General features: G+C 63.1%; 13 protein-coding genes. 10 read left to right on the top strand and 3 right to left on the bottom strand.

The genetic code is table 11. The annotated features are described in order from the left end of the window. Positions 1–25: 25 nt before the first annotated feature. Genes RA302_RS04580 through nagB form a run of 6 tightly spaced genes read left to right on the top strand, consistent with a single transcriptional unit; the run spans position 26 to position 5,251 of the window. Entirely contained in the window at positions 26–955 is a 930-nt protein-coding gene (locus RA302_RS04580) for a dihydrodipicolinate synthase family protein (protein ID WP_007734313.1), read from the top strand. A gap of 1 nt (position 956) precedes the next feature. Next, positions 957–1,886, top strand: coding sequence for an ROK family protein (locus tag RA302_RS04585; RefSeq protein ID WP_070796347.1), 930 nt, complete (start codon positions 957–959; stop codon positions 1,884–1,886). Then, positions 1,883–2,590 carry an N-acetylmannosamine-6-phosphate 2-epimerase gene (locus RA302_RS04590; RefSeq protein WP_046377969.1) on the top strand — a complete coding sequence of 236 codons (708 nt, stop codon included), beginning with the start codon at positions 1,883–1,885 and terminating at the stop codon, positions 2,588–2,590. The genes RA302_RS04585 and RA302_RS04590 overlap by 4 nt, the downstream gene beginning before the upstream one ends. Continuing rightward, complete coding sequence (locus RA302_RS04595) at positions 2,587–3,279, top strand: GDSL-type esterase/lipase family protein (protein ID WP_047889265.1); 693 nt, start codon at positions 2,587–2,589, stop codon at positions 3,277–3,279. Before RA302_RS04590 ends, RA302_RS04595 begins: the two co-directional genes overlap by 4 nt. Continuing rightward, positions 3,276–4,460: an amidohydrolase family protein gene (locus RA302_RS04600; protein ID WP_166501862.1), complete on the top strand. Its 1,185-nt coding sequence runs from the start codon at positions 3,276–3,278 to the stop codon at positions 4,458–4,460. Before RA302_RS04595 ends, RA302_RS04600 begins: the two co-directional genes overlap by 4 nt. A gap of 11 nt (positions 4,461–4,471) precedes the next feature. Beyond that, positions 4,472–5,251 (top strand): glucosamine-6-phosphate deaminase, encoded by a 780-nt coding sequence (gene nagB, locus RA302_RS04605; protein ID WP_166501863.1) that lies wholly within the window; start codon positions 4,472–4,474, stop codon positions 5,249–5,251. Between the two features lie 9 nt (positions 5,252–5,260). On the opposite strand, the gene RA302_RS04610 is transcribed toward nagB, so the two are convergent. From RA302_RS04610 to RA302_RS04620, 3 genes are all read right to left on the bottom strand, one after another. Then, positions 5,261–6,892 (bottom strand): long-chain-fatty-acid--CoA ligase, encoded by a 1,632-nt coding sequence (locus RA302_RS04610; protein WP_238054133.1) that lies wholly within the window; start codon positions 6,890–6,892, stop codon positions 5,261–5,263. Positions 6,893–6,953: 61 nt separating this feature from the next. Then, the gene (locus RA302_RS04615; RefSeq protein WP_021332432.1) at positions 6,954–8,075 is read right to left on the bottom strand and encodes an acyl-CoA dehydrogenase family protein; all 1,122 of its coding nucleotides are present in this window, start codon (positions 8,073–8,075) and stop codon (positions 6,954–6,956) included. A gap of 12 nt (positions 8,076–8,087) precedes the next feature. Then, positions 8,088–9,269: an acyl-CoA dehydrogenase family protein gene (locus tag RA302_RS04620; protein ID WP_003945878.1), complete on the bottom strand. Its 1,182-nt coding sequence runs from the start codon at positions 9,267–9,269 to the stop codon at positions 8,088–8,090. 265 nt (positions 9,270–9,534) lie between these two features. Here RA302_RS04620 and RA302_RS04625 point away from each other — a divergent pair, with 265 nt between their 5' ends. The 4 genes from RA302_RS04625 (at position 9,535) to RA302_RS04640 (ending at position 12,936) form a co-directional block, all read left to right on the top strand. Beyond that, positions 9,535–9,726 carry a ferredoxin gene (locus tag RA302_RS04625; protein WP_007734330.1) on the top strand — a complete coding sequence of 64 codons (192 nt, stop codon included), beginning with the start codon at positions 9,535–9,537 and terminating at the stop codon, positions 9,724–9,726. A gap of 109 nt (positions 9,727–9,835) precedes the next feature. After that, positions 9,836–10,753: a 3-oxoacyl-ACP reductase gene (locus RA302_RS04630; RefSeq protein WP_007734334.1), complete on the top strand. Its 918-nt coding sequence runs from the start codon at positions 9,836–9,838 to the stop codon at positions 10,751–10,753. Between the two features lie 502 nt (positions 10,754–11,255). Then, the gene (locus tag RA302_RS04635; protein WP_003945687.1) at positions 11,256–12,020 is read left to right on the top strand and encodes an ABC transporter permease; all 765 of its coding nucleotides are present in this window, start codon (positions 11,256–11,258) and stop codon (positions 12,018–12,020) included. Positions 12,021–12,084: 64 nt separating this feature from the next. After that, complete coding sequence (locus tag RA302_RS04640; RefSeq protein WP_003945759.1) at positions 12,085–12,936, top strand: ABC transporter permease; 852 nt, start codon at positions 12,085–12,087, stop codon at positions 12,934–12,936. The last annotated feature ends 9 nt before the right edge of the window (positions 12,937–12,945 follow it).

Here is a 12,945-nt window from a genome sequence, read left to right on the forward strand (position 1 = left end):
CCGACAACCAACATATGGAGACCCCATGAGCACGGAAACCACCACCTTCAGCGGAATCGTCCCGCCGATCGTCACACCACTGACGCTCGAGGGCGAGGTCGACACCACGTCGCTCGAACGCCTGCTCTCACTGCAGATCGAAGCCGGAGTCGACGGCTTGTTCGTCCTCGGTTCCTCGGGTGAGGTCGGTTACCTCACCGACGCTCAGCGCGCCCAGGTGGTGCAGACGGCCATCGGTCACGTCGGCGGCCAGGTACCGGTCCTCGTCGGCGTGAACGACATGACCACCAACCGGGTCATCGCCGTCGCCGAGCAGGCGCGTGAAGCGGGTGCGGATGCCATCGTCGCGACGGCGCCGTTCTACGCGATCACCGACGCAGCCGAGACGGCAACGCATTTCCGCTCCATCCACGCCGCAGTGGATCTTCCGTTGTTCGCCTACGACGTCCCGGTTCGTGTCCACAGCAAGCTCAGCCCGGCAATGCTGGTCGAGCTCGGTCGCGAGGGAGTCATCGCCGGCGTGAAGGATTCGAGCGGCGACGACGTCAGTTTCCGTATGTTGCTCCGTCAGTCGGCCGGGCTCGAAAACTTCGCCGTCTTCACCGGGCACGAGGTAGTCGTCGACGGATGCCTGCTGATGGGTGCTTCGGGCGCTGTGCCCGGCCTGGCCAACGTGGACCCCCACGGTTACGTGCGACTGTGGCGCGCTGCGCAGGCAGGAGACTGGGCGGCGGCGAAGGCCGAGCAGGATCGACTCACCGATCTGTTCTCCATCGTCGAGGCACCGACACCGGGTCGCGTCAGTGCCGGTGCCGCGGGTCTGGGCGCATTCAAGACGGCTCTGGCCCTGCGCGGCGTCATCACCGGCAACACGATGTGCGCCCCGATGCTCTCGCTCGACGAGTCCGAGACCGCAACGATCAAGGTCGTTCTGGAACAGGCCGGGCTCCTCTGACATGACATCTGGGCAGAAGCGATGGATCGGCATCGACATCGGCGGCACCAAAGTGGCTGCCGCGGTGGTGACGTCCGACGGATACGTGATCGACACCGTTCGTGCGGCAACACCGACGGCCGGTAGGGAGGCTGTTCTCGAGACCGCCACCGCGTTGGTCGACTGTTTGAGGGCGGATCACCCGGTAGCCGGAATCGGAGTCGGTGCACCGGGAATCATCGATCGGGTGCGTGGCCGCGTCGTCTTCGCCTCCGACATTCTGTCCGGATGGAGTGGCGCCGAGGTTCGCGGGGAACTCGAGGCGCACTCGGGTCTACCGGTGACGGTGGACAACGACGTGCGCGCGATGGCCCACGGCGAGAACATGATCGGCGCCGGTCGCGGTCGAAGCTCTGCACTGTTCGTCTCGGTCGGTACTGGAATCGGTGGCGCGTTGACCGTGGGCGGACAGCTGTATCACGGCGCCCACGGAACAGCCGGCGAGCTCGCGCATCTGCTGGTTCCGGTCTCCGGGGCGATAGGTTGCGGTTGCGGTAGAACCGATCACCTCGAGGCAGTCGCCTCTGGCCCGGCGATGGCGGCCGAGTACGCAGCGCGGGCGGGTGTGCCCACTCAACCGTTGCAGAAGGTGGTGGCACTCATGCGCTCCGGCGACCCGATCGCCCGTGCCGTGGTCACCGACGCCGGTACTCTGCTCGGCCGAGTCCTGGCCGGCGTCGCCACCGCATTCGATCCCGAGGTGATCGTCATCGGCGGCGGCGCAGCCCAGATCGGAGCCGACCTCTTGTCGCCGCTGACGTCCGCTTTCCGGGTGGAAGCGATGGGTCCCATTGCCGAAACCGCCATTCTTCCTGCCCGTTTGGGCACCGATGCGCCGCTCGTCGGAGCTGCGCTCCTGGCCGCCGCAACACGAATCGAGGTAACACCGTGACTGTCGAAGAACTGCTCACGATCATCAGCGGGAAGCTGATCGTGTCCTGTCAGGCCGGACACGGCCATGCCATGCGCGACACCGGGACCATCGAGAGGATGGCCCGCGCCGCGGTCGACGGCGGTGCAGTGGCGATCCGCTGCGGCGGTGTGGGCGGAACCCCGGATGTCGCCGCAGTCGTGTCGGCAGTGAAGGTACCGGTGATCGGTTTGACGAAGATCGGCTCGGAGGGCGTGTTCATCACGCCGACAAGGGAATCAGCCCTCGAAGTCGTGGATTCGGGTGCGCAGATCGTGGCTGCCGACGCCACCCTGCGACCTCGTCCGGACGGGCTGACCTTTGCCGACACCGTCGACGCGGTCCATGATCGCGGCGGCCTCGTCATGGCTGATTGTGGAACACTCGAGGACGGCATCGCTGCCGCCGCGGCGGGCGCCGACATCATCTCCAGCACACTGGCGGGATATACCGAGAACAGCCGACGCCTGGCCGGCCCGGATCTGGAGCTGATCTCGGAACTGCGGCAGGCACTTCCAGATGTAGTCCTCATCGCCGAGGGGCGATACCACAGCCCGGAGGATGCGGCACGCGCCATCGCCCTGGGTGCAGACTCGGTGGTTGTCGGAACCGCAATCACGGATCCGGCGTTCATCACGTCGAAATTTGCAGCCGCAGTATCGGGCGCCGAAGGGCAGAGGGTGTGACCCCGACGTCGAAGGCTTTGAAGTCCAAGACTTCTGAACGGATTCGACTGGAGACTTTGCTCGTAGACTCGTCGACGCCGATCCGGTGGGTCTTCACCGGCGACAGCATCACTCAGGGATTGACGCACACCGACGGTCATCGAAGTTACGTCGAACACTGCGCCGAGCGCGTCCGTGGTGAACTTTCCTTGTTCAACCACGTCCTTGTCAACACCGGGGTGAGCGGCAATCGATCCTCCGATGTGCGTGCAGGTTTCGCATACCGCATCGAAGTGTTCGAACCCTCGGTGGTGTTGATCATGCTCGGTACGAATGACGCATTGGATGGCGAAGAAGGACTGGAGCGGTTTCGAGACGACCTCTCGGACATGATTTTCCGGACGCGAGCGATCGGTGCGGTGCCGATCCTGCAGACGCCGCCACCGATCGACGTCGAGAATGCGCCCACCAGAGCGGGATTGCTTCAGTACGTCGAGGTCGTGCGGCAGGTTGCCGCCTCGACGCGTGCGGTGTTCGTCGACCACTACGCGCAGTGGACGGCCCATTCTCCCGAGGGTCCACCGCCGGCTCTCCTGGCTGACGCGTTCCATCCGAACGAACAAGGGCACTACGTGCTCGCGGACGCCGTGCTCCGTGAGTTGTCGATCGCGGATGCCGAAGTTCCCGTTGTACCGCAGGTGATGTCGTGACACTTCGTGGACAAATTCTGCGTGGACAATTGGTGACCGGTGGTCGATTGCTCTCGGATGGGGTTGTCGAGATCTCCGGTGATCGTGTGGTGTGGGCCGGACCCGCGTCGCAGCGAACCGACCCGTTACCCGAACGGGCAGCTGCGGGAACAACGATCATTCCGGGTTTGGTCGACGTTCACTGCCACGGCGCCGGCGGATTCGGTTTCCCCGAGGCAGACGAGTTCGGATCAACCGTGGCTGCCGATCACCATCGGACGAACGGCACGACCTCGGTGATCGGCTCGCTCGTCTCCGCGCCGCCGCAGATCCTGCGCAGTCGCATCGAGCTCCTGGCAGGACTGGTGGACGAGGGCACGCTGGCCGGAATTCACCTGGAAGGTCCATTCCTTTCGGTACTTCGTTGTGGCGCCCAGGATCCCGACAGCATTCTCGACGGCGACCCGGCTCTGCTCGAGTCGCTGCTGGAAGCCGGCCGTGGGCACATTCGCTCGATGACGATCGCTCCGGAGACAGTACACTTCGACGAACTTGCCTCATTGCTGGAGCGTCACGGTGCCGTCGTGAGTATCGGACACACCGATGCGTCCAACCCGATTGCGACACGTTCGATCGCACACTCGGCGCATGCACCGCTCAGTGCCACTCACCTGTTCAACGGTATGGCTCCGATGCATCACCGTGCTCCCGGCGCAGTGGCGGCATGTCTTGCCGCGGCTGCGAAAGGACAGATGGTGGTCGAGTTGGTCGGGGACGGAGTACATCTGGCCGACGAGACGGTAGCGACGGTGTTCGATCTTGTCGGTCCGCATCAGATCGCGTTGGTCTCCGACGCGATGGCTGCCGCCGGAATGCCCGACGGCCGTTACCCACTCGGGCCTCTCGACGTCGACGTGGTCGGTGGCGTGGCGCGATTGGCCGGCCAGGGGGATACGGCCATTGCCGGCGGGACGAGTCGGTTGATGGACATAGTCCGCCGGGCTGTCAATCACGCCGGCGTCGATCTGCTTTCGGCTGTCATCGCAGCGACGGCAACGCCTGCTTCGCTGATGGGGTTGGCCGGAATGGTCGGCGATCTCGTGCCGGGTTGCCGCGCCGATCTGATCGTCACCGGTCCAGAACTCGAAACCCGCGCCGTCATGGCCGCTGGGAACTGGCTCATGAACTACACCGAAAGCTGAGGAATCAACCGATGGAAATTGTCATTGTCGACAGTGCGGAGGCGGCCGGCACCGTTGTTGCCGACATCTTCGAACACGCGGTGCATTCAGGTGCACGGACTTTGGGCCTGGCGACAGGATCTTCACCGCTCTCTGTGTACCGCGAACTCGCGCGCCGTCACCGCGAGGACGGGTTGAGTTTTGCCGGCGTGCAGGCGTTCCTGTTGGACGAATACGTCGGCCTGCCGGGAGGCCACCCGGAGTCGTATGCCCAGGTGATCCGCACCGAACTGGTGAATCACCTGGACCTGGACGCGGCAAGGGTATTCAGCCCCGACGGCACCGCGCCGGATCCATTTGCCGCCGCGGCAGCCTACGACCGGGCGATTGCGTCGAATGGTCCGGTGGACGTACAACTTCTGGGCATCGGCGGCAACGGTCACATCGGTTTCAACGAACCGACGTCCTCGCTGAATTCGAGGACCCGGGTCAAGACGCTGACGGAACAGACTCGAACCGACAACGCCCGATTCTTCGAGAGTCCGGACGACGTACCACGGCACGTGATCACCCAGGGCCTCGGAACTATCTGCGAAGCAAAGCATCTGGTGATGATCGCGACCGGCGAGCACAAGGCCGCTGCGATTGCCGCTGCCGTCGAGGGGCCGCTGGCCGCGGTGTGCCCGGCATCGGTCCTCCAACTGCATCCACACGCGACGGTGGTGATCGACGATGCAGCGGCATCACAGCTTCGGCTCACCGAGTTCTACAAAACGGTGTCTGCGCACAAACCGCTTGCTCAGCACTACTGAGATATCGGACTAGACGGGCTCTCGCGTCTTCTCGAGGCCGAGTGCCATTTCGGGAGTGAGTAATTGGAAGTCGGATTCTCCGCGCCGGCGGATCCACACCGGATCGGATGTGTTCCATCGTTCGGCGCTCTGCGTTCGAGTGACCACCTTGAACGTCGCCGTTCTCGGGAACTCACTGCACACGCGGATCAAGGTCGGTTTCTGCTTCGGCCCGAGTTCCGGCCGGGAATCGATGTATTCGGCTACGGCTGCCGGGTCGAAGTTGTCGACGTCGCCGACCGGAATCACCGACGCCATGACGCGGTCGCCGACATCGCTGTCGGGTACTGCGTACACGGACACCTGCGCGAAGCCCGGGTAACCGACGAGCGAGCGTTCGATGGGGGCGGCGCCGATGTTCTCGCCGTCCACTCGTAGCCAACCGGAACTGCGTCCCGCGAAGTAGACGTAGCCGTCGAGGTCGGTGTACGCCAGATCGCCACTCCAGTACTGGCCGTTGCGCATTCGCTCGGCGTCGGCTTCCGGGTTCTTGTAGTACCCGGCGAATGTGCCTGGGCCGGTGACGTTGACCAGTTCACCGGTTGCCTCGTCGGCATTGGTGATCCGGCCGTCAGCGTCGAAGACTGCAGGCGGGCATGGGGCTCCGGTCTCGGGATCGAGGATCTTGACTCCGTCCGGGAGAAGTCCGAGGGCGCCGGTCCTCGGCACCGGCGCCGCGGAAATCGAAATGCCGCCCTCGGTGGAACCGAACCCGTCGATGACGCGGGCATCGAAGCGCCGGATGAAGGTGGCGACGGCGGGCGCCGAACCCTCGTTGCCGTACATGATCTTCAAGGTGTTCTCCCGCTCGTTCGGCACCTCGGGGGTGGAAGCGATGAAGGACAACGGCTTTCCGACGTAGTTGGAGTACGTGATTCCGTACTTGTGAACGTCGGGCAGAAAGCCCGAAGCGGAGAACTTGCGGCGCATGGCAATTCCCGCACGAGCGTGCAGCGCGACCGTCCACGCCGCCATCATGGCGTTGGAATGGAACATGGGCATCGCCATGTAGACGACGTCGTCGGCGCCGAGCCCGAAACGATCGGCAAGCATGACTCCGGGAGAGGCCAACTTGTGGTGCGTGCACCGAACCGCTTTGGGATCACCGCTTGTTCCGGAAGTGAAAATGAGCATCAACAGATCATCGGGCTGCGCCGTCGACGCGTAGGCCGGCGTATCGGCGAAGGGCGCCAACAATTGCGTCCAGGCCGGAGAATCCACGTTGATCACCCGGACGTCACCGAGATCGACGTCGTCGAGTAGATGTGCCTGGTTGTTCTCGGTGAAGATGACCTGGCAGTCGGAGAGTTGGATGTCTCGCGCCAATGCCGGGCCGCGCCTGGTCGTGTTCAGGCCGGCAGCAACCGAACCCGAGAACGATGCTGCGCCGAGCAATAGTGAGAATTCGGGGACGTTCTCCATCAGAAGACCGAAATGCCGGGGGCGCGTTCGATCGAGCAGCGTGTCCAGCAGCGCTGCTCGATCGAACGAGCCTTGAATGTGCTCGCGCCAGGTGATGACCTGGTCCTCGAAACGGATACCGCGGTCGTCGATCTCGCTGACTCCGAGGAGTAGATCGGAAACAGTGGGGCTCTGACTCATAGCTGCATCATCATCGATTCGTCTCGGACCAGGTCATGGATTTCCACTCGGTGGGACGCACTCAGGCAGGAACTGCGGCAAGTTCCTTGCCCAGTGCGCGAAGCTGATCTGTTGCGTTGCCGAGCAGGAACTCGTGATGCTTGGCCGCGAGGAAGTAGCGGTGAACCGGATGGTCCTCGTCCAGACCAACGCCGCCGTGAACGTGAACAGCGGTGTGCCCGACGCGGTGTCCCGCATCTGCAGCCCAGAACTTGGCCGTCTGCACGGCCCCGTCGGACGGAAGTCCTTCGCTCAGACGCCACGCTGCGGCCCAGAGAGTCAGGCGCACGCCCTTGACGTCGATGTATCCGTCGGCGAGGCGCTGGGCCACGGCCTGGAAACTACCGATCGGACGGCCGAACTGTACACGCTCGGTGGCGTATTCGGCGGTCAGCTTCAGCGCTTGATCGAGCACCCCGTACTGGTAGGCGCTGGAACCGAGCTGAATTCGTTCGACGATCCATGCCGCGATGTCGGATCCTTGGGCAACCGAGCCGAGAACACGATCGGCCGGGATCTGCACCGAATCGAACTCGACCAGGGCCGCACTCGAGAAATCCGTGGTCGATTGCCTGGTAATGCTCACGCCCGCGTCCGACGGTTCGACGAGGAAGACCGCGACACCGTCCTCGGTGATGGCAGGGACGAGGAACAGATCTGCGAGCGGAGCACTGTCGACGGTGATCTTGGCTCCGTCGATGCGCCAACCATCGGCGGTCTTCTCGGCACGCGTGATCGGGTGTGCCGGGTCGTCGTTGTATTCCTCGGCGAGGGCCGCGGTGAGTATCTTCTCACCGGCAGCGGCAGCGCTTGCCCAGTCGTCGCGCTGCTTGTCCGAGCCGAATTCGGCTATCGCTGCGGCGGACCCGACGATGGACGTCAGGAACGGAACAGCTGCGACGCCGCGGCCGAGTTCGGCCAGGATGCTGCACTGCTCGAGGACACCGAATCCGTCGCCGCCCACCGATTCCGGAAGGGCCGCGCCGAGAACGCCGGCCGAAGCCAGTGCATTCCACAAGAGGGCATCGAAACGGTCTTCGGCGGCGTCGAGTTCACGAAGGCGGTCGTTGGTGACCAGTTCGGCGACGACGGATCGTGTCAGTCCGGACAGGTCCTGCTGGGCCTCGGTAAGGGTGAATTCCATGATCGTTGGTCCTTATCGCTTCGATGCGGGAAGCCGCAGAGCTGTCATTCCGATGATGTCGCGTTGCACTTCGTTGGTACCGCCGCCGAACGTCAGGATCAGCGAAGAACGATGCATGCGTTCGATGCGTCCACGTAGAAGAGCGCCGGGGGAGTTCTGCCTGATCGTGGCGGAGGATCCGAGGATCTCCATCAGCAAGCGGTAAGCCTCGGTGGCGAATTCGGTACCGAACACCTTGTTGGCCGACGCCGCTTCGGGACCGGGAGCGTGATCGGTTGCGGAGGCGATTTCCCAGTTCATCAACTTCAGGTACTCGGCCTTGGCATGCACGCGAGCCAGATTGATCTGCACCCATTCCTGGTCGATCATGCGTCGGCCGTCGGGCAGCTTGGTGTTCTGTGCCCACTCGCGGACCTCACGCTGCGCGGTCAGAATCGGTCCGGCCGAGGTGAGGGCAACACGCTCGTGGTTGAGCTGATTGGTGATCAGTGCCCAGCCGCCGTGTTCCTGGCCGACTATCGACGACGCCGGGACCCGTACGTCCTGGTAGTAAGTGGCGCTGGTGTCGGGGCCGGCCATGGTGTGAACCGGGGTGTAGGAGAAGCCTTCTGCGGTGGTCGGGACGATCAGCATGCTGATTCCCTTGTGTTTCTTGGCTTCCGGATCGGTGCGGCACGCCAACCACACGTAGTCGGCGTACTGGATCAGGCTCGTCCACATCTTCTGCCCGTTGATGACGTAATCGTCACCGTCACGGACGGCCGACGTGCGCAGAGACGCCAAGTCGGTGCCGGCCTCGGGCTCGGAGTAACCGATCGCGAAGTGGAGCTCACCGCGGGAGATCTTGGGCAGGAAGAAGGCCTTCTGCTCGTCCGTCCCGAAATGCATGATTGTCGGCGCTACGGAATTGATCGTCAGGAACGGCACGGGCGCACCGGCAATGGCAGCTTCGTCGGTGAAGATCAGCTGGTCCATCGCGGAGCGTTCCTGTCCGCCGTACTCTTTCGGCCAACCCAGCGTGAGCCAGCCGTCCTGGCCCATCTGCGCGACGACTTCGCGGTACACATTGCCTTCGCCGTACTCACCCGTCGTGGCAGCGAGTGCTTCACGCCGCTCGGGAGTCATCAGTTGTGCGAAGTAGGCACGCAACTCCTCCTGGAGCTGTTGCTGCTCAGGGGTGTAGGTGATGTGCATGGTTACCTCTCCATAGAGATACGATTCAAAGCGCCAACCATTCGATTGACACAGGTTCTATCGATGCGTACATCGGCGACAAGGGACGCTCTCGCCGTCTCCGGCGGATCGTTCGACGTCCGTTCTCGGTACTTTTTCGAATCATTGCACACGACTGAAACAGGTTCTAGTGTTATCGCCAGGAACGGTGTGCGGCACAGCCCTGCGGCACTCGTTTCGTATCCGTGTTCGCGCCAGTAGTAGTGAGTAGAGAAGAGGAATCGCCATGGAGGTCAGGGTTGATCTGGACCGTTGCGAGGCAAACGGTGTGTGCGTAGGGATCGCACCCGATATTTTCGACCTCGACGACAACGAGGAGCTCGTGATCAGTTCCGTGCGTCCGCCGGAGGATCGCTGGGAAGATGTCCGTTCCGCGATCGCTCAGTGCCCGCGCGCGGCGCTGACCGAACATCCGTGACGATGGTTGCCCAAAACAAGAACACGTTCTAAAGTTGCGAACTCGTGGGTCACGGCAATCGAGCCGGGTAACTCGACACACGACCGCAGAGAACCGGGAGAGCGCTTCGATGAATGCTGTGAACAGCCCAGAAACCAGTCTCGAAGGCAAGGTCGCCATCGTGACCGGTGCCGGATCGGGGCTCGGAAAGTTCGAGGCCATCGGTCTGGCGAAGGCCGGTGCGTCGTTGGTCGTCAACGATCTGGCCCCGAACGAGGCCGTCGAAGCAACGCTCGAGGAGATCCGCGGTCTCGGCGCCAAAGTCGAATTCGTGGCAGGCAACGTCGGTGAGCGTTCTACCGCCGACGCACTGATGGAAGCAGCGCAGGGGCAGTTCGGCAGTGTCGACATCGTCGTCAACAATGCCGGCGTCGTGCGCGACCGGATGCTGTTCAACATGTCCGACGAAGACTGGGATCTGGTACTCGAAGTTCATCTTCGCGGCCATTTCCTCCTGTGCCGCAACGCCGCTGCCTACTGGCGGGCGAAATCCAAGGAAGCCGGGGCGCCGGTGTACGGGCGCATCGTCAACACTTCTTCGGAGGCGGGCCTTCTCGGACCGGAAGGGCAGCCCAACTACGGCGCTGCAAAAGCCGGAATCACGGCGCTGACGTTGTCGGCCGCACGTGGGCTCTCGCGCTACGGCGTTCGGGCCAACGCGATCTGCCCGCGGGCACGGACGTCGATGACCGAAGGTGTGTTCGGTGACGCGCCGGCCGACGGCATCGATCCGCTCTCGCCCGAGCATGTGGCATCGCTCGTCTCGTACCTGGCGTCACCGGCGGCCGACGCCGTCAACGGTCAGGTATTCGTGGTGTACGGACCGATGGTTGCGCTGATGGCGGCGCCCGTCGTCGAGCAGCGGTTCGACGCAGAGGGAGATTCCTGGTCGCCGGAAACGCTGTCCGCGGTGATGGGTGACTACTTCGCTGACCGTGACCCGGCAAAGATGTTCTCGGCATCGGCGGCCCTGCGCGCGTTGGGCTGATCGACGGGTCTGATTCTCAGGTGCGCGACACGTAGAACCGTTGTTCGCACTTAGACGGTCTACGTGTCCACTTCCTGGTAGAAATAGCGTGTTCACGAGTCGGTGGGCGCGGCACTCTGCCTGCGTTCTACAACGAGACCAACGGTCTCGAAAAAACTAGACTGTGTTCCAATTTTGCATTCCTGTGAACGATGCGATATTCGATCGACGTGCCCGGTCAAGGCTGGCGCGGTAGCAGGGTCTCGATCCGGCGCCGATAAGCGCTGATCATTCAAAAGTATTAATTTCCAGGATATTTCGGCGAAATTCGCACCGAAAAGGGATGCTTCCCATGGCCCGAACCTTCGGGTTTCGGATCGTCGCCGTGAGGCTACTTCTTAGAGTTGGACACTTGTTTTTGACAGGTGAACACGTTCTAGTTAATATGACCTGAGTCACAAGCTGTCGGGGGCTGGACTATGAGAACAGACAGTACTGCGGCAACCAAGGACGAGGAGGGCGAATGGTAGACCTCGTCGAGGTGCCATTACGAGCGGTCGGTGGCTTCTTTCAGATGTCCGCCCAAACCTTGAGGGCAGTCTTCTCCCGCCCCTTCCAGCGTCAAGAGTTCATCGATCAGGCCTGGTTCGTGGCGCGAGTCTCGATGGTGCCGACGGTGCTGGTCGCAATCCCGTTCACGGTGCTGGTCAGCTTCACCATCAACATTCTCTTGCGCGAGATCGGTGCAGCCGACCTCAGCGGTGCCGGCGCTGCGCTCGGTACCGTCACACAGGTCGGCCCCATCGTCACCGTGCTGATCGTCGCCGGCGCCGGCGCAACCGCCATCTGCGCGGACCTCTCGGCCAGAACCATTCGCGAAGAGATCGACGCCATGAAGGTGCTCGGTATCAATCCGATCCACCGGTTGGTCGTTCCCCGGGTGCTCGCGTCGACGGGAGTGGCGCTGCTCCTCAACGGACTGGTCTGCACCATCGGCATCCTCGGCGGTTTCGTCTTCTCCGTGTTCATCCAGGACGTGAATCCCGGCGCCTTCGTCAACGGCATCACACTGCTCACCGGATTCGGTGAGCTCATGCTCTCCATGGTCAAAGCAGGACTGTTCGGCATGATCGCCGGCCTGGTTGCGGCCTACCTCGGACTCAACGTCAAGGGCGGCGCCAAGAGCGTCGGTGACGCGGTCAACCAGACCGTCGTGTTCGCGTTCATGGCGCTCTTCGTCGTCAACGTGCTCATCACGACCATCGGTATCAAGTTGACGGCCGGATGAGGCACACGGCAGTCGGAGAGATCGAAGTGAACAGAACGACGAACGACGGACGGGAGGAGATCTGATGGCGTTGGCCGCAGCGGGACGCTTCCCGCGCACACGTCGACAGATCGGCTCGATCTCTCGCAGTATCGACAGCATCGGTGATCAAGCGCTGTTCTTCGCGAAGGCTCTCGGTCACGCTCCCAAGGCGCTGATGCGTTATCCGCGTGAAACTCTGCGACTGATCGCCGAGATCAGCATGGGCACCGGTGCGCTCGCCGTCATCGGTGGCACCGTCGTGATCGTCGGATTCCTGACACTGTTCACCGGTGGCACCATCGCCGTTCAGGGCTACAGCTCGCTGGGCAACATCGGTGTCGAAGCACTGACGGGCTTCTTCGCCGCCTTCATCAACGTTCGCATCGCAGCGCCGGTCATCGCCGGAATCGGCCTCGCCGCGACCATCGGCGCCGGCTCCACCGCGCAGCTCGGTGCGATGCGCGTCTCCGAAGAGATCGACGCCCTGGAGACGATGGCGATCCCGTCGATTCCGTATCTGGTCAGCACCCGCGTCATGGCCGGCATGATCGCGATCATCCCGCTGTACTCCCTGGCGGTGATCGCGTCGTTCGTCGCCAGCCGCTTTGCGACGGTGTTCCTCTACAACCAGTCCGGCGGCGTGTACGACCACTACTTCACGACCTTCCTGATACCCACGGACATACTGTGGTCGTTCGCCCAGGCGATAGTCATGGCGCTGGCCGTCATGCTCATCCACACCTACTACGGCTTCAACGCAACCGGTGGCCCGGTCGGCGTCGGTGTCGCGGTGGGTAACGCAGTGCGCGCCTCGTTGATCGCGGTCGTCACGGTCACCCTGCTCATCTCACTCGCCATCTACGGCGGGTCCGGCAACTTCAACCTGTCGGGATAGGCGGGCAAG

This window comes from Rhodococcus sp. DN22 (genome assembly GCF_036669995.1).
GTDB classification, from domain to species: Bacteria; Actinomycetota; Actinomycetes; order Mycobacteriales; family Mycobacteriaceae; genus Rhodococcus_F; species Rhodococcus_F erythropolis.

Excerpts from the sequence above, each read along its gene's own strand:
- RA302_RS04580 (WP_007734313.1), top strand. The coding sequence starts at position 26 with ATGAGCACGGAAACCACCACCTTCAGCGGAATCGTCCCGCCGATCGTC.
- RA302_RS04585 (WP_070796347.1), top strand. The coding sequence starts at position 957 with ATGACATCTGGGCAGAAGCGATGGATCGGCATCGACATCGGCGGCACC.
- nagB (WP_166501863.1), top strand. The coding sequence starts at position 4,472 with ATGGAAATTGTCATTGTCGACAGTGCGGAGGCGGCCGGCACCGTTGTT.
- RA302_RS04610 (WP_238054133.1), bottom strand. The coding sequence starts at position 6,892 with ATGAGTCAGAGCCCCACTGTTTCCGATCTACTCCTCGGAGTCAGCGAG.
- RA302_RS04615 (WP_021332432.1), bottom strand. The coding sequence starts at position 8,075 with ATGGAATTCACCCTTACCGAGGCCCAGCAGGACCTGTCCGGACTGACA.
- RA302_RS04620 (WP_003945878.1), bottom strand. The coding sequence starts at position 9,269 with ATGCACATCACCTACACCCCTGAGCAGCAACAGCTCCAGGAGGAGTTG.
- RA302_RS04625 (WP_007734330.1), top strand. The coding sequence starts at position 9,535 with ATGGAGGTCAGGGTTGATCTGGACCGTTGCGAGGCAAACGGTGTGTGC.
- RA302_RS04630 (WP_007734334.1), top strand. The coding sequence starts at position 9,836 with ATGAATGCTGTGAACAGCCCAGAAACCAGTCTCGAAGGCAAGGTCGCC.
- RA302_RS04635 (WP_003945687.1), top strand. The coding sequence starts at position 11,256 with ATGGTAGACCTCGTCGAGGTGCCATTACGAGCGGTCGGTGGCTTCTTT.
- RA302_RS04640 (WP_003945759.1), top strand. The coding sequence starts at position 12,085 with ATGGCGTTGGCCGCAGCGGGACGCTTCCCGCGCACACGTCGACAGATC.